The 19,680-nt window shown below is 47.1% G+C and carries 16 protein-coding genes and 1 pseudogene; 8 read left to right on the forward strand and 9 right to left on the reverse strand.

Annotated features, from left to right (window positions below; genetic code table 11):
* Positions 1–91: 91 nt before the first annotated feature.
* Positions 92–1,576: an esterase-like activity of phytase family protein gene (locus BRW63_RS14485; RefSeq protein ID WP_073072269.1), complete on the reverse strand. Its 1,485-nt coding sequence runs from the start codon at positions 1,574–1,576 to the stop codon at positions 92–94.
* A gap of 296 nt (positions 1,577–1,872) precedes the next feature.
* Here BRW63_RS14485 and BRW63_RS14490 point away from each other — a divergent pair, with 296 nt between their 5' ends.
* Positions 1,873–3,195, forward strand: a complete 1,323-nt coding sequence (locus BRW63_RS14490; protein WP_073072270.1) for an FAD-dependent oxidoreductase — start codon at positions 1,873–1,875, stop codon at positions 3,193–3,195.
* Between the two features lie 585 nt (positions 3,196–3,780).
* Here the strand turns inward: BRW63_RS14490 and BRW63_RS14495 are convergent.
* The 4 genes from BRW63_RS14495 to BRW63_RS14510 all read right to left on the reverse strand — a co-directional run bounded on the left by BRW63_RS14495 (position 3,781) and on the right by BRW63_RS14510 (position 9,888).
* Entirely contained in the window at positions 3,781–5,277 is a 1,497-nt protein-coding gene (locus BRW63_RS14495) for a GTP-binding protein (RefSeq protein WP_073072271.1), read from the reverse strand.
* 108 nt (positions 5,278–5,385) lie between these two features.
* Complete coding sequence (rpsU, locus tag BRW63_RS14500; protein ID WP_073072272.1) at positions 5,386–5,565, reverse strand: 30S ribosomal protein S21; 180 nt, start codon at positions 5,563–5,565, stop codon at positions 5,386–5,388.
* Between the two features lie 238 nt (positions 5,566–5,803).
* Positions 5,804–7,114, reverse strand: a complete 1,311-nt coding sequence (locus tag BRW63_RS14505) for a hypothetical protein (protein ID WP_073072273.1) — start codon at positions 7,112–7,114, stop codon at positions 5,804–5,806.
* A 500-nt stretch (positions 7,115–7,614) separates the two neighbouring features.
* On the reverse strand, positions 7,615–9,888 hold the full coding sequence (locus BRW63_RS14510) for a RelA/SpoT family protein (RefSeq protein ID WP_073072274.1): 2,274 nt from the start codon (positions 9,886–9,888) through the stop codon (positions 7,615–7,617).
* A 451-nt stretch (positions 9,889–10,339) separates the two neighbouring features.
* On the opposite strand from BRW63_RS14510, the gene BRW63_RS14515 reads away from it, so the two are divergent.
* Positions 10,340–10,966, forward strand: coding sequence for an acetoacetate decarboxylase family protein (locus tag BRW63_RS14515; protein WP_073072275.1), 627 nt, complete (start codon positions 10,340–10,342; stop codon positions 10,964–10,966).
* A gap of 83 nt (positions 10,967–11,049) precedes the next feature.
* On the opposite strand, the gene BRW63_RS14520 is transcribed toward BRW63_RS14515, so the two are convergent.
* Entirely contained in the window at positions 11,050–11,244 is a 195-nt protein-coding gene (locus tag BRW63_RS14520; RefSeq protein WP_073072276.1) for a hypothetical protein, read from the reverse strand.
* Positions 11,245–11,510: 266 nt separating this feature from the next.
* Here BRW63_RS14520 and BRW63_RS14525 point away from each other — a divergent pair, with 266 nt between their 5' ends.
* A complete protein-coding gene (locus BRW63_RS14525) occupies positions 11,511–11,765 on the forward strand; it encodes a helix-turn-helix domain-containing protein (protein WP_073072277.1) in 255 nt (84 codons plus the stop codon).
* Positions 11,766–11,767: 2 nt separating this feature from the next.
* Positions 11,768–12,850, forward strand: a complete 1,083-nt coding sequence (locus BRW63_RS14530; protein ID WP_073072278.1) for a hypothetical protein — start codon at positions 11,768–11,770, stop codon at positions 12,848–12,850.
* Between the two features lie 3 nt (positions 12,851–12,853).
* On the opposite strand, the gene BRW63_RS14535 is transcribed toward BRW63_RS14530, so the two are convergent.
* The 3 genes from BRW63_RS14535 to BRW63_RS14550 form a co-directional block, all read right to left on the reverse strand.
* Positions 12,854–14,845 (reverse strand): N-6 DNA methylase, encoded by a 1,992-nt coding sequence (locus BRW63_RS14535; RefSeq protein WP_083582950.1) that lies wholly within the window; start codon positions 14,843–14,845, stop codon positions 12,854–12,856.
* A gap of 234 nt (positions 14,846–15,079) precedes the next feature.
* On the reverse strand, positions 15,080–15,352 hold the full coding sequence (locus BRW63_RS14545) for a hypothetical protein (RefSeq protein WP_073072279.1): 273 nt from the start codon (positions 15,350–15,352) through the stop codon (positions 15,080–15,082).
* Positions 15,353–15,380: 28 nt separating this feature from the next.
* Positions 15,381–16,874 (reverse strand): TM0106 family RecB-like putative nuclease, encoded by a 1,494-nt coding sequence (locus tag BRW63_RS14550; RefSeq protein ID WP_073072280.1) that lies wholly within the window; start codon positions 16,872–16,874, stop codon positions 15,381–15,383.
* Positions 16,875–17,001: 127 nt separating this feature from the next.
* On the opposite strand from BRW63_RS14550, the gene BRW63_RS14555 reads away from it, so the two are divergent.
* The 4 genes and pseudogenes from BRW63_RS14555 to BRW63_RS14565 form a co-directional block, all read left to right on the forward strand.
* Entirely contained in the window at positions 17,002–18,180 is a 1,179-nt protein-coding gene (locus tag BRW63_RS14555) for an aminotransferase class V-fold PLP-dependent enzyme (protein ID WP_073072282.1), read from the forward strand.
* Positions 18,181–18,235: 55 nt separating this feature from the next.
* The gene (locus BRW63_RS14560) at positions 18,236–18,862 is read left to right on the forward strand and encodes an Rpn family recombination-promoting nuclease/putative transposase (RefSeq protein ID WP_317615820.1); all 627 of its coding nucleotides are present in this window, start codon (positions 18,236–18,238) and stop codon (positions 18,860–18,862) included.
* The gene (locus tag BRW63_RS29800) at positions 18,841–19,128 is read left to right on the forward strand and encodes a hypothetical protein (protein WP_317615821.1); all 288 of its coding nucleotides are present in this window, start codon (positions 18,841–18,843) and stop codon (positions 19,126–19,128) included. The genes BRW63_RS14560 and BRW63_RS29800 overlap by 22 nt, the downstream gene beginning before the upstream one ends.
* 43 nt (positions 19,129–19,171) lie before the next feature.
* Positions 19,172–19,680 (forward strand): annotated as a pseudogene (locus BRW63_RS14565) (hypothetical protein); the annotation flags it as partial.

Below are 19,680 nucleotides of genomic sequence, written 5' to 3' on the forward strand. Positions count from 1 at the left end.
TAGCCAGTCTATACCAGTTGAACGCGCTAAATTTGCCCTCACCCTAGCCCTCTCCCGCAGGAGAGGGAACAGGAGATCGAAATGAGAATGGCTACTGCGCTGTCTGTTTGCGTTTGAGTCCAAATGCACCGACTGCGATTAGTGCAAGCCCGATCGCTGATGCAGGTTCGGGAACTTTAGCTGGAGGCACAAAGCCTTTTAACTCTGCACCGCTTGCTTTAAATGAGTAGAGATAAGTCGGAATTAGCGTTGATCCGGCTGGGCAACCGCTTCCCAACGGAATCGAGATACCATTGGTACACACATCAAACTGAACGTTACTGCCGTTTTGGGTGACGCTAAAGTCGTTATCGGTGCCAATCAGCAGTGCATAAGAGCCATCTGTTAGCTGAGGCCCGATCGCCAGCCCTTCTAGCTTTTCGGGGATTTTTTGACCTGATGCTTTGAGCGCATCAGCAATGTCTAAAAAGAGCGATTTGCTGACGGCATTGATGCCCACCGGAAGCGCATTCGTGCCAGCCAGACTGGTATCACTCACATTAGTTGCCCCATTCAGGCTGATTTTATAAACCCGTTTGCTGCCGATCGGGTTAGTGCCCGCTGGGTCATCAACGCCAACGCCCCGGTTATCCCGTTCTAAAACCAGAAACTCGCTGTTGTTGAGGGCGGTAATCGCACTAATGCCAATATTGCGCCCCTGCTGAGTCGCCGTAAAGTCATCGGCGGTGCCAGGAATGCGATCGTTAATCGTGCTGATGTCTTCTAGCTGATAAATATACTGTCCGGTGTTTTTCCCGGTTTTTGTGTCAAATTCTACGAGTCGCAAATTTCGACTGCGGCGACCATCGGGGCTGGCTGGGGTGCCTCCCTCATTCACGAGTGGGCCTTGCAGCAGCGCAAATAGCTTTGAGCCATCAGGACTCAAAGTCACGCCTTCAAAGCCGCGATTGTCTTGACGACCGCTAATCAAAGTCGGGCGACCAGCCACAAAATTTAGCCCAGTTGCATCTTTAGGCAGCAGATTGCTGGGTGTGGCAAACGATCGAACTAATGAACCGTTCGCACTAAATTCGTTAATCGAAGGGCCATATTCGTCAGCGATGTAGAAATTGCCATTTGGTGCGATCGCAAAGCCTTCTGGATCGAGACTCAAGCCCAACTTGCTAGCATCACCATTCAATAGTTTTGGATTCAAGCCGTTGTAATTGCTACCCGCATTAGTGAGCAAGATAGTGTCGAGAAGTTTGAAGCCTGCGATCGCGCCTGTCTTGGCATCAACATCCAGCGAAAACTTTTCAACTCTGGTGTTATAAGAAATCGTGCCGCCGCCAGGGCCGCGATCGACGAGTCCGTAGTAAAGGTTTTGATAGCGATCGTAATACAAGTCTGAAAAGAAGCCGCCTAGCCGATTGGCGTTGGCTCCACTCCCTGCTGCGAGGTCGGTGCTTTCTCCCGGAATCACCAAGTTATTCACCAGAGATGCCCCTTGAGCAGAGCGAACACCGTGAATGTTGCCAGCGATCGACATCAGCAAAGAGCAACTCAATAACGAAATCCAATACTTTGTTCTCAGCATGATCAACGAGTAAAAATAGCGACATCTATAACATCCAATATTTTCTTTAAGAAGACGTTCAGAAAACGTTAAGTGATCACACTGGGTTGGTGATTATAAAAAGTATCTTAATGATTTTCTAATTCGTTGCCGATCAGTCGAGAAATGCTATGTGTAACGCTTCAGTGAACGGTAGAACTTATGAGATGAAGATGGGATGAAGTTTTAAGTTCTAGGTTGCTAATCTCTATCACTAGCAACTTCTTGCACATCCTTTTAGAATTAGCGTAAAGTTTCAAGGCTTTGATCGTGACCCTATGGTAGATCTGACTCAGGCGGTGGTTGTGGGTGGTAGCATTGCCGGACTTTTGACCGCACGTGTCTTAACTGACTTTTTCGATGTGGTGATCGTGGTCGAACGCGATCGCTTGCCTGCTCATCCCGAAAGCCGCAAGGGAGTGCCGCAATCTCCTCAACCTCACGTCTTATTTACGCGAGGCTATCAAATCTTAGAAGAGCTATTTCCTGGCATTGGTGACGATTTGCGGCAGACGGGCGCGATTCCGATCGACTGGGCGCGAGAGTTTCACTATTTCAACGAAGGAGCCTGGAATTGCCGCACTGATCAGCCGACTCATATTGCTTCTTTTACGTGTTCACGTCCGTTGCTAGAATGGACAATTCGTCAAAAACTCGCAGCATTTCCTCAAGTCAAGTTTGTCGATCGTCATCGCGTCGTTAACCTGTTGTCAAAAAACGGGAAGATTACGGGCGTTGAGTTAGAGTCTCTGCCTGAGAGAGGGCGATCGACGATCGCGACAGCGCTAGTAGTCGATGCGAGTGGTCGCGGGTCTGCTGCTCCCAAATGGTTAGAGAACGCAGGATTTAAAGCGCCCTCAGAAACCGTAGTCAACCCATTTTTGGGCTATGCCACTCGTCGATATTCTGCACCTAAAAACGTCACATTCGACTGGAAGGTGATGTTGATTTCTCAGCAGCCTCCTGATGCGACGCGATTAGGCTATCTGGCAAAAATTGAAGACGGACAGTGGATTGCAACCTTGGGCGGATATGGGCGAGACTTTCCGCCGATCAACGAACCCGGCTTTTTAGAGTTTGCCCGCAGTCTCCCAAGTTCGGAATTCTACGACGCGATCATCACCGCAAAACCTGTTTCTGCGATTTATGCTCATCGTGCAACGGCAAATCGTTGGCGACATTACGAAAAGATCAAGCCTCCTGACGGCTTTGTGGCGTTAGGGGATGCGGTGTGCGCCTTGTGCCCAGTGTATGGACAAGGAATGACGATTAGTGCCCTGTCTGCCCTAGTGCTGCGAGATTGGCTAGCGCGCAGCAGTCGTCATTCTGCTGACTTTCAGCGCCAGCTTGCCCAAAGCAATCGCTTTCCGTGGATGCTGGCAGTCGGGCAAGACTCGCGCTTTTTAACCACTGAAGGACGATCGCGCTCCAACTGGGCTGAGAATTTGCTAAGTGGATATGTCAAACAACTGATGAAACAGACTAGCTCTGACTCAGAAACGAACACGCTGTTTATGGAAATTGCTCATCTGTTAAAATCGCCTGCGGCTTTCTATCAGCCCAAAATTGTGTGGCAGGTAATCAGAGATTGGAATGAATAAGAATCTTTGATGATTACTACAGCAAAAACTTCTAGAAATCTTGCCTTGAACTCTCCCCTTTTGAAAAAGGAGGATTCTAAGCGGATATTGCTACGCGGGCTAAAAGCACCGCTTCGCAATGGCTTGCCGTCTGATTTTTCAAGCGGCTTGGCAGGTTCAAAGCTGCCCTATCGGACTCGGCTAGAACGATGCCTAGCTGTGCCGTTACTTTTAGAGCGAGTGTTTGCATGGTCTTCAGCCCCTGTGTCGCTCTTGGCAAACGATAGGACGTACTCAAGGGATTGCAATCATTTTAGCAGCCCGGACGCACAGCAGGCTAAAGCCTGTAGTTAGCTTTCACCTCTCGGTTAGAAACCGAAGGCTCTCAGCATAGTTTAACCTGAGTTCGGGTTAAGCCAAAGGCTAAAACCCACATTGTAACTAGCTTTAGCCAATTAACCAGCTAGTAAGCTTTTCTCAATAAGACCTACTATTAAGAATATTCTCAACTGCAAGGATTATTGACAAGAGCTTGATTTAGATCAGGGCAGCAAGCCACGGAAAATCAGGAGTTCTGGCGATTTCTTATCCCGAACTGACGTTAAGCTAACTTTCACTCTTCGCATCTGCTTTCCGCCCATGCAGATCGAGCTTGGCGCGTAACTCATCTTTGATGCGATTGAGAATTGACGCTTCATCCAGAGAAGATAAAATCCGGTTCACTACAGCTCTGGGCCCGTCCGGGCCCCAAGCCGCACCGTTTGCGAGATAGGCTTTAGTCACTTGCCCGATTCCATAAGATGAAACACCTGCGACCCCGGCTTGCGTCAATGCAACCGAAAAGTAGGGTGCAAGCGCGAGTCCGCCCGTTGCCGGAGTTGCTAAACCCAGCAAACCTTTAAGAGAACTCAGCCCTAAGTTTGCCAAGAGTTCGCTGGCAGTGATGCCGCCCATCGTAATCGCGATTTTCTTTAACAGCCCGATCGCGCCCTGCTGCGTCATATTGATTCCATAGAGTTTTGATAGCGCGAGAATCATCGCCACATCGATCGCTGCACTGCTGAGAATGTCTAACACTGTGATGGGGTTGAGCGCGATCGCGACGGCTTTCGTAATTACGCCATTCCAAATAATCCGATTGGCGGTTTGCTCTCGAATCATCATTTTGCGCTGCACCAATTGCTCATTCACATCGTCGGCGTAGAGCATCGTGTTCAGTGCAACTAGCGATTTTCCTTCGCGGTGCAAGACTTCTAAGATTTTTAGCTTCAGGTCTTCTACTTGCGGTTCTCCAGCGCTCAACTGCACCGACGTTCGACCATCAGGACGCTTCACCGCTCTGGCAATTAACGGAGATGCTGCCGCCATCACAATTTCGTCGGGCGAAAGCAATTCTTTCACCCGCTCATCTCGAATTTTTTCGTAGACGCTGACGCGATCGGCATCAGGATATTGATCGATCTTGTTTAAGACCAAAATCATCGGCTTGCCAACCTCTCGCAGCTCTGAGAGCGCTTGAAACTCTACCTTCGTCATGTCGCCCGAAATGATGAACAGCAGCAAGTCTACGTGTTTTGCCACCTGACGCGCCAAAGCTTCCCGCGCTTCTCCATCTACTTCATCAATGCCGGGTGTGTCAATGAGTTCGACATGAGATTGATTAATGCCGGGTAGAGAAACGCGCAGAATATCGCGATCGCTGCCCTCGATCGCTTCTCGCGTCAGGCTCCAGTTTGCTGACTGCTGACTCTGAGTTACCCCATGAATCGGGCCGGTTTCAAAAACCTTTTGCCCTAAAAGAGCATTTAATATCGATGATTTTCCCCGCCCCACCATGCCAAACGCTGCGATGTGCACGACCAAGCGATCCAGCTTATCCAGCATGGTTTCTAGCCCGTTGATCTCTGGTTCTAAACCCGATCGCTCTTGAGGAGTCAAGTCTAAATTTTCGACCAGATCTCGCAGGGCAGTCTGAGCTTGCCTATAGTTGAGTTCCGTCTGAATTTCATCAAAGCTGAGAATGGCTTCATCTAAGTCTTGATTCAGCGTGGTTTGGCGTGGGGCAGAGAACAAATCGTCCGAATCTGTGGCTGGGTTTGACATCGGTTTTGAGAATTAATGCGGCTGGAACAAGAACGATATCAACAGAAGGCAGCGCACGAGCGAGGAACTCAGACTGCCACTCATCTTTTCTTGATCCTAACAGCCGCTTTAACGATAGCGCTGAGTTCGACGGGCGACGACTTCTTTGCGCTTGCGTTTCTCGATCGGAGTTTCAAAGTGGCGATGGGATCTCACGTCTGCTAGAATCCCTGCCTTGGAGACTTGCCGCTTAAATCGGCGTAACGCTGAGTCAATACCTTCGTTTTCACCTAAAACTACTTGAGTCATTTTCCAGATTATTCCTCAAACTTTTCGTTAAATAGTATAGACTGTGGACAAGTTGGCAGGCACTACGAACTTGTGCCATCTTTCAGGTTGACCACAATACTACTTTAAACGAAACGCTTAACCTGCAAATCGGTTTAATTCAACGTCAGTTCGACAACAGTCGTTCGCTTCGGTGATGAATTCGGGAAGCCGTTGAGAACGAAGCGAAAAAACTCTCGAACTCACGTTAATTTACGATCTAAACTAGCTGATTCACAAAGCAGAGATTGAGGGTGCTGAAGTTTATGCTCAGGGCAACGTGAAGATTTTCCATCGCCGCGATCAGCCAGTCAACGCAGTTGCGTGTGTGAGACTCGTAGTGGCTAAACAAAATTGAGAAGCGTTTTTCTAAATAGGGCTTGACTTTGCGACAGAGCAGCACAATCTTGAGCAACAGGCTCGTCGTCAGCGTCGGGCCCAAATTTGAAAGCAGATCCACAAAGACGAAATGCTGAGGCTGTTGTGGACTTTCGACCACCAAGAAGTTGAGTAACTGGCTACAAGTCCTGACAATTAGAAAATCATTTAATGGCTGAAAATCGCTCTCAGGCAGCGTGGCTTGCAGGTGAGCATAAAGCTGTTTGTTAAACTGCCGCTTGCCATATTCAGAGTCGATCGAGGCGGTGATGTACTGATAGAGATCGTCTTTAAATGCTTTAAAAGATTTCGTGTCGCTGGCATGGTTCAGAAATCGTTGAGCGATATCTCGGTGGGTGTAAGCTCCCTCGATTTTGCCCGCAAACTGCTGCAACGCAAATCGCAGATCGCGATCGTCAAGCAAAGTCGGATTTTTAACGGGAGTGATCAATCGAGTAGGGACTTGAGCAGACGCAATAAGGGGCGATGCTAGAGGCGTTTCACGAAGCTCAAACGATCGTCTGACCTGATAGGTTACATACTGCGACAGGTCAATCTCATATTGTCTCTGCACCTGGGTTTGAATTTGTCGAATCGATTCTTGGTGTTCATCGGGGCTGCCCTCACTCACCAGGCAATGCTCATAAAGATAAGGATAGCGACGGATCAGAGTTCCTAGTTGCGAGGTTTCGGCGCTGTGGGTTTCGGCTCCCTGAATCATCAGTTGAGATAAACGGCGCAGCGTCAGATATTGCTCAGTCTCAAGAAACTGCCTGACGAGTTCTCGCAGTTGCTTGACGGTGCGGGTGCGAGAATGCTCCATTACCGGGCGGGTAGGCAGCGATGACAGCAGCGCGACTAACTCAACGATCGCTCTCTGTGCTTGAGGTCGGGCTTGCCAACGGTTGATCAAAATGTGGCAGCAACGGTTCAGAACAAACTTAAATTCTTGATCGGCGACTTTCGACGCGACGACTTTATCTAAATCTGCCATAACATGAGGATCGTAGCTGGTGCCCTCAATAAACAGAGATCGGAAGCGATCGATCAATTGTCTGGGTGACTCATAGGGCACTCGATCGAGAAAATGGTTATAGAGTCTCTGCTCTTCTTGAGTGATTTCACGATTGCGATACGTGGTCCATGTGCTCATTTGATGGAGACTCCTATACGCAGATATTGGAGTTTAACAAGGGCGCTCTCGTCATCGCCAGGTGCTTCTTGAGAGATAGAGACTGGACGATCGTTTTCATATAAATTTAAATTCATAAGTCGTCTGAGTATCAATACCCAACCCCAGACTATTAGAAGCTATAGCTAACGCTAATATTAACCGAGATAGGGGGCTTTTCAGTGTAATTAGAGTCACTTAATCAAAACTAAATACAGTTACCCCGACTTACTTGACCACAGCTTCATCTTTCCTTTATGTAGATCCGTAACTTTGATGATTGACAGAGATAATCTACTAGGTTGTTCCTACAGCATTGTAGGCTCAATTGAAACGACGATCGCTTAAGTTACTTTAAGCACGTCGTAATCTAGACTGGGAAGAGCGTATTTGTTGATACAGGCGGTAGAAACCATATTCCGCACTCAGCCCTCAAGTCCGGAAAATTTGTAGGAACTGGCTTGAGGAAAGGGCAGAGTTGGCTATTCTTCAACCTGGTTGACGCGGCGCAGATTTAAAACGTCAGTCATTTTTCTGACTTGGGCGAAGGTGCGCTCTAGCTGGGTGTGATCACAAATGTCGATGCCCAAATCGATGACGGCAGTTTGATCGGGGAAGGTTTTGACTTGAGCGTTGCGGACGTTAATATTGTGGTCGGTCAAGCGAGACAGAATATCTTTGAGCACCCCGACTCGATCGATGACATCAATCTGAATGCAAACGGGATAGGTTTGCGGTCTTCCGCCATTCTGACTGGTAGGGTTCCAACTCACCGGAACTAAGCGATCGCCGTCAACCTGCTCTAAGTTGCTACAGCCTTGACGGTGAATTGAAATGCCGCGATTGCTGCGGGTAACTACTCCAATAATCGCTTCACCGGGCACAGGGTTGCAGCAGCCCGCGAGGTGATAGAGCAAGCCCTCAACCCCCGCGATCGGAGATTTTGTAGAAGTCGCAGGCGGTAGAGAACGCAGCGTCGGAGCGGCGGTCAACAAGAGTTGGGGATCAGTCAAAATGCTGCCAGCATCAGAGATTTTGGCGAGCGGCTGCTGGGCTTTGACAGCTTCTCGAATGCGGTTAAGCGCCAGGTTGAGGGTCATCTCTCCATAGCCAACCGCAGCCAGCAGATCTTCAACGCTGTGATAGTTACACCGTTCGGCGGCGACTTGCATCGGTGCAGACTTGAGCAGCGCTTCAAAGCCTTTCTTGCCCAGTTCTTTTTCTAGCATTTCTCGCCCGCGCAAGATATTTTCGTCTCGGTGCGATCGCTTATACCACTGCCGAATTCGATTTCGGGCCCCAGAGGTCACTACAAAATTCAGCCAGTCTAAGCTGGGGTGAGAATTTTTCTGCGTAATAATCTCCACAATGTCGCCGTTGTGTAGCGTCGTATCGAGGGTGACAATGCGCCCATTGACTCTGGCACCTGCACAGTGATTGCCTACCTCGGTATGAATGCGGTAGGCAAAATCGACGGGAGTCGATCGAGAACTCAGCGAAACCACTTCTCCGCGTGGCGTAAAGACAAAGACATCGCCGTCAAACAGATTGTCTTTGATGCTTTCTAAATATTCTTGAGCATCTTTGAGGTCATTTTGCCAGTCAAGTAATTGCCGCAACCAGGTGAATTTTTCATCGGTTGTCGTCATCTGCTGAGCGCTAGAACTCCCGGCTTCTTTATACTTCCAATGAGCGGCGATGCCATATTCAGCGACGTGATGCATTTCTAAAGTGCGAATCTGCACTTCTAAGGGGCGACCCGTCGTGCCAATCACCACGGTGTGCAGTGACTGATAGCGATTGGATTTAGGCAGCCCAATATAATCTTTAAAGCGTCCGGGAATAGGACGGAACATATCATGAACCACCGCTAAGGCTCGATAGCATTCGTCGTTTGTGGTGACGATAATGCGAATCGCGGCAACATCATAGATTTGCTCATAATCTTTCTGCTGACGCTGCATCTTTTGGTAAATGCCATACAGATGTTTCGGGCGACCGCTCACCTCAACGCAGTGAACTCCTAGCTGAGTCATGCGCTCTTTAAACGTTTGAGCAACCTCGGTAAGCTGGCTTTCACGATCGCCCCGCTTTTCTGCCACCCGTTGCTTAATATCTTGATAAGCGTCGGTTTCGAGATACTTAAATGCGAGGTCTTCTAGCTCCCATTTGAGGTTGCCAATGCCGAGACGATTGGCGAGTGGAGCAAAGATTTCTCGTGTTTCTAGGGCAATGCGGCACTGTTTTTCGTGGGACAGATGCTCTAGCGTTCGCATGTTGTGGAGGCGATCGGCCAGCTTGACCACGATCACTCGAATATCTTGCGCCATTGCCAAAAACATACGGCGAAAGTTTTCTGCCTGACGCTCAGTTTTGCTAGAAAAGTTAAACTTAGAAAGTTTTGTAACTCCTTCAACAAGACAGCGCACTTCAGAACCAAATCGCTGCTCAATTTCGTCGGAGGTGACATCCGTGTCTTCAACCACATCATGCAAGAAGCCTGCCGCAATCATGATGCTGCTGCCGCCCAGATCGCGCAGCAAACCCGCAACTGCTACCGGATGAGCGATGTAGGGTTCTCCAGATGCCCGATATTGCCCTTCGTGAAGCTGATAGGCAAACTCAAATGCTCGACAAATCAGGTCATTGTCTTTAGAAGCCTTGGGGTTGTCTGGCTGCGATCGCTCATTCAAGCAATCGCGCAACCAATCAGGAAGCGTAATATCTTTGGTGGGAATGGAAAGTGCTACGTTCATGCTGTCTTGCTCGGAGGGTTGGCGGGGCAGGAACTGAGAGATAACGACTGATTCTACTGCAATCGTGTATTTACGTATACCAATCGATCAATGAATAAGCGATATGTCTAGCAGAGAGATTAGCTGCTAGACAAAAAAATCACTAATAATTCGCGATACTGCAAGCCTGTAGGACTAATCACATCCTAGAAAAACCTGACCGATATCTCGCTAAAGACTGAGATTTTTAACCGATTTTGAGGAGCTTAAGACTATATTTATGCTTATTCTACCAATGGGATCACGTTTCTTAACACGAATTTTGGCGGGTAAGCCGAATTTTGACAGGCGAGAATCACGAACTATTTTTTGAGTAACTTGAAGAGTAGTTCGGAATTTCTGCCTCTTTGAGGAGGGCACGATCGGGCTTCTCGTCTAGGTTAAGTTCATCACAATTTTGGGAGCCGATGAGATGAGCTATCCTCAAGCACCCTGGACACTGAAGGGGTTTGCGTTTCAAACGCTGCATTTAATTGATATCGCCAAAGCATCGCCGTTTATTCCGCCAGAGTTGGCGATCGTGTCGGCTGCCCCTGACAAAACGCTGGGAGGTGTTTATTTCTCGCAATATGGGACTGGCTCTAGCCTGGAATATAACGAGCTAATTGTGGTAGCTGGCGTGGTAAGGCGAGAGCAAACGATCGGCGCTTGGGTGTCTCATATTTATGTTGACAATCCCGATTCGGTGGCTGGCGGTCGAGAAATTTGGGGAATGCCAAAGGAGTTGGCTACGTTTGACTGGCAAGCAGGAGCGCAGCGAGTTGTCGTTCAACAAGACGATCGGGTGCTGTGTTCTTTGAGTTCTAGCTGGCGAGTGAGTCTTGTAAGGCAAGCGATCGCGTTTCCAGTCTATAGTTTGTTGAACTCTAATTTTCTGCGGTTTAATGCGACGGCTTCAGCTAATTTTGGTTGGATTGGAGCCAAATTAGAGGTGCCAGAGGTTTCTCCGTTTGCGAGTGTGATTGACACGATGCCGATTTCCGCGTTCAGTGCAGACTCATTAGAATTAAGAGTTGATGGGCCGAGGGTTGTTGCTTAGATTGTATTTGAGCAAGGATCGTGGATTAAATACGGTTACTTGTAATGGTAACGGGCACTGCCATGCCCTTGCAAGACCCAAGTTTAAGCTTTTGGAGACTTACCCACCTGCTGCTGAAGTTGTGGGACTTGCTCGATCGATAAACCCGTAGAAGAGGCAATAATGTCGATCGCGATGCCTCTGCGTAGAAGATTGATCGCGATTTCTCGTTGTTTTCTTTCTTCCCCCTTGGTTTCTCCCTCTGCCAGGATCGAACGATAAACGGTGGATTCCTGCATGATGTCTCTCCGCAATACACGAGAAATGACTTCATCTTCTAAATTGCAGAGGCGGCAATTAGATTCGCTTGCGTCATGGGATCTGAGATTTGATTGACTGCTTGAGCGACCTACCGCAGCATTGGGCTGCCGTGTTTGCAGATGTATGTTAATTACTCAGAGTCTTATCTCAACAAAATTCAGAAATTACGAGCATCCTGGAAATAGTCGAAATTGGACTATTCCAAAATAGACTTTACCCTTCTGCAAGAGAACAGGAGGGGGTTATGAAAAAATCTCTCTTTTCAGAAGATTACAAGTGCTTCCTCAAACTGCTGCGTGAAGTACGAGAGCGTGCTGGACTTACCCAAGAACAAATTGCAGAAAGGCTTGAAACCACTCAATCCATCATTAGTAAATGTGAGCGAGGTGAGCGGAGACTTGACGTTGTTGAGTTGAAAGCCTGGTGTCAAGCACTCGATCGCCCCCTTCCTGTTTTTATTGCTGAGTTTGAAAAAGCTCTAACTGAGGGGGGTAAGTAACTGTGCAGAAAATCATAGATCAACTCATTGCATCTGACCGTTTTAGTATGAAATTGCTTTATGATAGCGCTTGGTCAATTTTTTCTACTAACAAAGCAACCTCTGACAGCATCAATATTCTGAGGAATGACTTCAGTAACAACAAATACAAACAGATTGCCTTCGGAATCCTTCGACATGCTTTTTTGATTGAGTTAGTGAAGATTCCAGGTATTGAAACAACTAAGTTTCGCACTCGTTGGTACTCACAACTTAGCGGAGATCCAAGAGAATGCTCTTTTAATGAGTGTGTGGAAATTGCTCAGGATCTTGTTTTCACTCTTACAGGCGTTTGGCTCAAGAATTCTGAAAATCTTGAGGTGCTGACTCTATTTCTTGAGCATGGTATCCTTCCCTACGAATTACCGATTGACTATGTAGAACGACCTGCCATTAATGATATGGCTACTAAAATCCACAGAAAAGGAAATGTTGTATGGATTGTTGATGAAAATGTCATTAGAACTCTTAAACTGCGACAGTATCTCACTAATCCTCAAACCAGTCCTGATGCTGTGTTCTTCAAGAAAGTACTTGATGACAAAATCAAGATAAAAACGTACCTGACGGATCGAGTACTAACTGGACTCTATAAGACAAATCGAGAAAAACGATGGGAAGTCCATCCTCGCTCAGTTCATTTTTCCCTTAGACGGGTATGTATAGCAATTGAATATGAGCTTATTACACAGCTTTGTGCGTTTGAGGGCTTTCCTGAAAATTTTCGAGAAATGCTCCAAGAGCAAGAAATTCTTCCACAAGCGATGGAAATATCTCGCTGTCCCATAACGCTGGAACCACTTGTATTTCAAAAGTTTAGAGAAGAATTAATGAACCCTACGCATGGGAAATCAAATTTCCAAGTCGGGCATCTCAACCCTCTCAAGCTTGACGACCCAAATAGTCTTATTGCTGGACATACACCAGGAAATATAAGTTGGATCTCTGCCAATGGAAATAGAATTCAGGGCAGCATGAGTCTTGAAGAAGTACGAAACTTACTTAAACAAATCACTCATAACTATGAAAATGAGGGCTTGGCATAGCGACTATGAACCAGCCACCGCTAATCTAGCTTTCTTCGCCAGTTCCCTGGCTTCAACACGGTCATTGATAGAGGTTCTGACCATTTCTGTAATCTCGTGACGTAGTTGCTCAGATTTTGGGATAGGTAGAACGAGTTCATTGATTCTTTCACCAAGACTATCAATAATATCTTGTGTGAACTGTTTAGATTTTACCTGACGCTGAACAACTGGTGAACTTAAAACAGCGAGTAGGAGAAACGGATTCAGGTCTAAGCTGTTAGGCATTACACGAACCTTATACAAATGGCTCTGATAAATGATCTTGCAATCATATTCCGTTACTATCGCGCAAGTTCCAATTAAATATGTACCATCTTTAACCATCAAGATGTCATTAGCCTGAATATCTTGTTTCTTCCTCAGAGATTCAAAAATTTGATGAGCAACACCATGTTTGGGATCAGCTTTTAGTTCCCAGTTGCTAATGTCCGACGTTCTTATAAATGGAATATCTCCAGTACCATACGCAAGCTTACCTAATTCATCTCCTGTAGAAACTTTTAGCACTCCGTCTTTAACAAGTTGACCGAAGTCAAGCAAGGCATGAGTATTTTCTAAGGAAATTAAGTTTTCGTTAACTTGAGGATCATAATATCTGGGACACAGTACTTTCGATTGCACTGAATCAATATCAACTAAAAAGCCAAGGCTAGATTGATCAAAAGCTTCATTGTTTTTTGCAAGTTTCAAATGCTTTCCTATCTTTGGTAAATCATTATTGTCAATGATTCGAGCACGAGAGTCTTGACCACACCATTTAGCCTCAGCCATGAATATTGTAGATTTCTCTTTTGAACTTTCTCCTTTCTTTTCAGCCACTAGAAGGCAAGTTTTTGTGTGTGTACCGCCTTTTCCAGAGGTTTTAAACAATGCTTCAGGCATACCAATCACAGCTTGGATATTGCTTTTTTCTAAAAGATATTCAACAACATATCTATAGGATTTATTCGATAAAATGCTTTCTGGAAGAACAATTCCCATTCTTCCGCCAACCTTTAACAAAGAGAGACATCGTTCAACAAAGAGAATCTGTGGAGATACTTGGTTTCTTACTTCTGATGTTGGACTCCACTTGTCAAGTGCGGGATAAAATTTCCATTTACGAGCTAACTGAAACTTATCTAATACTTCAGGTCTAGCTGCAACAATATTAACGCCAAAAGGTGGATTGGCTAGAAGTACATCAAAACCCTCGGCATCAGCTTTTTCTCGAACGGATAAAAGACCATCCTGTAACGCCAGGCTATCACCGCATAGAATACTCGGATGTCCACCTGTTAGAAGTGAAACATGGAGTTTTGCAAGATTAACCAGATAATCATCTTTGTCGATGCCAAAGAAGGTATCAGTAGCGAACTTGGAAATTTCTTGTGCAGAAAATCCTTCTTCAATCCAATAACGGGAAACTGAAGTTAAAAATCCCCCAGCACCACAAGCAGGATCAATAATTGACTCGCCAGGTCTTGGATCAACTGCCTTAACCAGCAAATCAGTAACAGAACGAGGCGTAAAAAATTGACCGGAACGACTTCGGGATTCACTACCAACGAAAACTTCAAAGGCATCACCAATCGGATCGCTCGTCGCATCAATTAGCGAAAAAGAACAATCAGTCATAACCTTATAAATCGTTTCAGGATCTAGAAGAATTTCAGATTGTGAATTATAAATATCTGGAAAACCTTCTCGGACTTTTGCAAATACGCTCCGAATTGTCTTTGAGAGATCTATTGAAGTCGCCTCTATTTCGAGGGGTGGAACAAGCTTTAGCTCAACATAGAGCTTGCAAAATAGACATTTAAGAAGCTCATCTAATAATGTTTCATCACGAGTCGCACCAACAAACTGTCCAGCCAAATAATTGCGGAGGTTTCTGAAAATCTCCTTGGGTGTGCCTAATCCTTGAATCAGTGCTAGTTGCCTAACATCAGACTTTTCTGAACGCTTTGGCATAGTATCTCTACATCATCTGTTTTTGATTGAAAGCAAAACATATCGTGTATGCGACAAAAGAGCAAGCGTAATTCATGTAGTTTCGTTCAATTGAGCGATCAAATCGGGAGGTAGTGAAAGCCAGCCATTGAAGCCTGTATCCACGATCGCGTCTTGTGTGTAAACCTTTCCATCGGAGCCACAAACTGAAAATGGAATAATCGGCTCAAAATCCGCGTTTGACGACCCCGGTGATCATACGGCTCTCTTCGTCCGTCCGCCAAATCGACGCACATGGCGGGAACCGATGCGGACAATCCAGATTTGAGCGTCTGAGTGACGGGCTTCGAGGCGATCGCAAGCAGCAATTTCACTTGCGTCAACTTCAAAGTCTCCGGTCTCCAGATCGATCGCCACAATTTTACCGTGATTGCCTTCTTCAACTTGCGATCGCACTTGAGATTCATAAATCTCATCACCACGTCGAGCAAATTCTTCTTTGCTGTAGCGGGGTTGTCGGACAATCATAGTGTTCACCTATTGCTGTTCTCCCATTTTAATGAATGTCTTGACTCTCAAAAAATCCCGTCAGCCATTCTTTGATGTGATAGGTTGCGCGGCAATCGTCTTCGTTATAAATCACGATCGAGTCCAAAAACGCCCGATCGCCCGTCGCCAGCCATTGAGCATACCAATAAATCGATTGGGCACCGTTGGCGCTAGAATCTCGCCAATCAAACCCTAACCATCGCGCAATGTGCTTTAACGCATAGCTCTCGACGGGCAGCGTTACCGATTTTGTGACTCGCTCATGCAAATCGACAAAGCGCGCTAACAAAGGCGTAATTTGTTCTCTGGGAGTGCCATACAATTCGGCAAGCTGTCCAACGGTTTGCACTTCAAAGAGGCAAAAATGAAAAATGGGCGCATCTGGATACGCCCACACAAGGTCAAGAAATTCTTGCCAGATTTTTGATTCGTCTTCAGGTTTTTCTGCTAGCAGTGAATGAAAAACTTCGGTTTGTTTCTGGCGATCGACGACCAGCACGCCATGCAGATAAATCAGATTTAGCGACGGCTCGGCTTCGATGTCAAAATAAAGCTCGATCGGTGCAGTCGGAATGGAGGAATCGTAGCTGCGATGGATCGGTTTGTGTCCGTTTTGCGGTTCTGTATCGGGTAGAGCGGCGTAACTTTCTCCTAACAGGGCGCGATTTTGAACTGTGGATTGAGCCTGACGGACTAACTTTCGAGCCGCCTCACCGCCAAATCCTGGTAGGAGTTCTAGCTTGTTTGGGTGAAGATCTGCCAGCGATTCTAGCGTCGTCAGATTGAGTGCTTGGAGTTGAAGATAGCGACTGGGCGTAACACCCGGCAGCAGGGAAAGATGTTGGTCAGCTTTGGCGATCGCATAACAGTGCCCATACCAATGACAGAGGCTACAGCGACTGCGCGAGATAAACACCTCTGGCTCTTGGTCAGCCTTTAAAGTGGCGAGACACTCGTCTAAAATCATCTCCATGCGAGGAATCGCCTCCCACAAATCGACCTCATAAAAGCCTTTGCCGCGCAGCAGTAGCCAAGCCGACTCGCACCAAGCCTCCTGCACGGCTGCCAACACTTTCACATGGTAGGCAACGATAATTTGATATTCTTGCTTGGGGCGTTTGCTCAACTTAATCTCAGTTGGCACATAGATCCAGTCGCCAAACACCGACTCTCCGGGCTGTTTGGTCAACAGATCAGGAACGCTGATCAGCGTCACACCCGCTTGCTCTGAGCGTAAAACAGGCTGATAGATCTGATCGACTCCCTGGCGCATCAGTTCTAGTGTTGCGTCTGCCCCGGCTGCCCAATCTCCCGATCGATAGCTGGGCTTTTGATAGGTTTCGCCCGTCAATATCTCCCGATGATTGGCGATGCTGTCTTGAATTAATTTCAGCAAATAGTCATTGGGAGCATCTCGTTGAGTGAGATCTCCATGGCGATCGAGAAACGCTCGACGGCTACACCGTTGATAATTAAGCAGAAGGTCGGCAGTCAGCAACATAGCTATACGCTAACAAGAAATTGGACTAGCTGCATTACCATTATTTGTCATCTGTCAAGCGTAATCTTCTTTTAGGCTTCACTCACGACACCTTTCGATTCACCATTAGTTTAAATCGGGACAGCGTATGGTCAGCCTTTCTACGACAAAATTAGAACAGTATCGGCAACACTTTCCTTATCTAGAAAATGCTGCCTACTTCAACTACGGTGGGCAAGGGCCGATGCCGCGATCGGCGATCGATGCCATCAACCAGGCTCAAGAGTCATTGCAAAAAATGGGGCCGTTTTCGAGCGCGGTCAACGTTTGGATGGGAGAAGAAGCGAAACAGACGAGACGGGCGATCGCCGCAGAATTAAATATCCCTGCTGAAACCATGACTCTGACAGAAGATGTCTCAGTTGGCTGCAATATTGCCCTCTGGGGCATTGATTGGAACGCCGGAGATCACTTGTTACTAACTGACTGCGAGCATCCCGGCATTGTGGCGGCGGCTTACGAGATTCAGCGTCGATTTAAGATTGAAGTGTCGATGTGTCCGTTAAAGGCGACTCTGAATGAAGGCGATCCGGTGGCGGTGATCAATGAGCATTTGCGTCCTCAGACTCGCCTTGTCGTCCTCAGCCACATTCTTTGGAATACGGGACAAGTTTTGCCATTAGCGGCGATCATGTCTGCCTGTCAAGGCTATCCCAGTCACCATCCCATCAGAATTCTCGTCGATGCCGCTCAATCGGTGGGTGTGTTACCCCTGAATCTCACCGACTTGGGAGCCGACTTCTACGCCTTCACGGGTCACAAATGGTGGTGTGGCCCGGCAGGGGTAGGTGGACTTTATGTGCGTCCAGAAGCACGAGAAAGTTTGTCTCCGACCTTTATTGGCTGGCGCAGCATCACCACCAATTCATCTGGCACACCGACCGGATGGCAACCCGACGGACGACGCTATGAGATCGCAACGTCAGCCGTGCCACTTTATGCAGGATTAAGAGACGCGATCGCGCTTCAATCAACCTACGGCACGATCGCAGAGCGCTATCAGCAAGTGTGCGATCGCAGCGCAGATTTGTGGCAGCGTTTAAGAGCAGTGCCGACTGTGAAATGCCTGCGATCAACTCCTCCAGAAGCGGGTTTAGTCTCATTTCAGCTAGAAGGCGGCAAGCATAGTTCACTCGTTCAAGCTTTAGAAAGCAAAGGCATCTTTGTGCGTACTATTCTTGATCCCGATTGCGTTCGCGCTTGCGTTCACTATCTCACTACCGACTCAGAGATCAATCGATTAGTGGAAGCGATTAAGGAGTTTTGAAGAGAATTGAGGCAAGCCCTTACAATAGAATCTAAGCGATATTCTGCTTTACACTATGGTCTTCATCAGCCCCAAAACTGACTTTGCGTTCAAAAAGATCTTTGGCTCTAAAAAAAGCAAAGACATTTTGGTCAGTTTTCTCAACGCTGTTTTATATGATGGGCAAGACATTCTCCAAGATTTAGAGATTCTAGATCCCTACCAGGCTCCTCGAATTAAAGGGGTCAAAGATTCTTATCTAGATGTCAAAGCAGTCACCGCAGATTACAAAACAGTCATCATTGAGATGCAAGTCCTCAACGCGTTGGGATTTGAGAAGCGAATTTTATACAACGCTGCTAAAGCGTTTTCGATTCAGCTTGATGTAGGTGAGAGTTACAACTTATTAAATCCAGTAATTGCGCTGACGATCACAGATTTTGAAATGTTTCCGAATAGCCCAAAGGTGATCTCTCGCTATCGGCTCAAAGAAACTGAAGAATTGACAGACTACACCAGTGGCATTGAATTGGTCTTCATCGAGTTACCCAAATTTAACAAGTCACTAGAAGAGTTAGAAACCCTTACTGACAAGTGGGTTTACTTCCTCAAATCTGCAAACAAACTGCCGTCAGTGCCCCCACGATGGAAAAGATTCCTGCCCTTAACAAAGCGTTTAAAGTGGCAAGAGAAAGCAAGCTGACGAAGCGAGAGATAGAAGTGCTAGAAAAGCAGGCAATGTTTATGCATGATGGTCAAAATGCGATTCTTTATGCTGAACAAAAAGCTATGGAAAAAGGCATGGAAAAAGGACGCAAAGAAGCCGCGATCGCCATCGCCCGCAAATTACTCGATCTTCTAGATGCCGAAACGATCAGCAAAAAAACAGGTCTGAGCGCTGCTGAAATTCAAGCTTTAAATTACCTCAGATCTTGCACCATTCTCAAGAAGGGGTTGCCAAACGGCTGAAAATCTGAAAGAAAGGGCGTAGAAGTAATTTGGTTTGACGGTTATGGAAACCATCTTTGAGTACGCCCAATCGCTAGTCTATACCTTGCTCGGATTGATGCCTAGTCCTCATCAGCGCAGCAGTCTCGAAGCGCTGCTCGGACTGTTTCTACAAGCCCAAGGACAAGCCATCCCTGCCCACTGCACCAGCAAATCCGCGAGTGCCTTGAGTCGCTTTCTCAATCGCTACGACTGGTCAACGGTAGGAGTGATTCGCGCCACGCGCCGCGCGATGCTCAACCAAGTTTTGCGGCACCTGCCTCCCGGCATGACCACGTTAAAAGTGATCCTTGACCTGACGACGCTGCCCAAGTGTGGCAAGTTTGCTCACCTGGCAACGAGTTTACCATCGGAGGTTGGAGACGACAGTGCAACGGTGCAGACTGACCCCTGGGTGCGGGTACTCAATGGCAAACGGGGGTTGCATCTAGTCATGCTGTATCTGGTCATCGGACAGTGGCGAGTGCCCTGGAGCTTCTGCATCTGGCACGGCAAAGGGCACCTTAGTCCCGT

The sequence above is a fragment of the Phormidesmis priestleyi ULC007 genome (genome assembly GCF_001895925.1).
Lineage (GTDB): Bacteria > Cyanobacteriota > Cyanobacteriia > Leptolyngbyales > Leptolyngbyaceae > Phormidesmis_A > Phormidesmis_A priestleyi_A.

Coding starts and splice junctions, on each gene's coding strand:
- BRW63_RS14560 (WP_317615820.1), top strand. CDS start 18,236: ATGGTCTTCATCAGCCCCAAAACTGACTTTGCGTTCAAAAAGATCTTT.
- BRW63_RS14515 (WP_073072275.1), top strand. CDS start 10,340: ATGAGCTATCCTCAAGCACCCTGGACACTGAAGGGGTTTGCGTTTCAA.
- BRW63_RS14545 (WP_073072279.1), bottom strand. CDS start 15,352: ATGATTGTCCGACAACCCCGCTACAGCAAAGAAGAATTTGCTCGACGT.
- BRW63_RS14505 (WP_073072273.1), bottom strand. CDS start 7,114: ATGAGCACATGGACCACGTATCGCAATCGTGAAATCACTCAAGAAGAG.
- BRW63_RS14550 (WP_073072280.1), bottom strand. CDS start 16,874: ATGTTGCTGACTGCCGACCTTCTGCTTAATTATCAACGGTGTAGCCGT.
- BRW63_RS14485 (WP_073072269.1), bottom strand. CDS start 1,576: ATGCTGAGAACAAAGTATTGGATTTCGTTATTGAGTTGCTCTTTGCTG.
- BRW63_RS14520 (WP_073072276.1), bottom strand. CDS start 11,244: ATGCAGGAATCCACCGTTTATCGTTCGATCCTGGCAGAGGGAGAAACC.
- BRW63_RS14495 (WP_073072271.1), bottom strand. CDS start 5,277: ATGTCAAACCCAGCCACAGATTCGGACGATTTGTTCTCTGCCCCACGC.
- BRW63_RS14555 (WP_073072282.1), top strand. CDS start 17,002: ATGGTCAGCCTTTCTACGACAAAATTAGAACAGTATCGGCAACACTTT.
- BRW63_RS14535 (WP_083582950.1), bottom strand. CDS start 14,845: ATGCCAAAGCGTTCAGAAAAGTCTGATGTTAGGCAACTAGCACTGATT.
- BRW63_RS14510 (WP_073072274.1), bottom strand. CDS start 9,888: ATGAACGTAGCACTTTCCATTCCCACCAAAGATATTACGCTTCCTGAT.
- rpsU (WP_073072272.1), bottom strand. CDS start 5,565: ATGACTCAAGTAGTTTTAGGTGAAAACGAAGGTATTGACTCAGCGTTA.
- BRW63_RS14490 (WP_073072270.1), top strand. CDS start 1,873: ATGGTAGATCTGACTCAGGCGGTGGTTGTGGGTGGTAGCATTGCCGGA.
- BRW63_RS14525 (WP_073072277.1), top strand. CDS start 11,511: ATGAAAAAATCTCTCTTTTCAGAAGATTACAAGTGCTTCCTCAAACTG.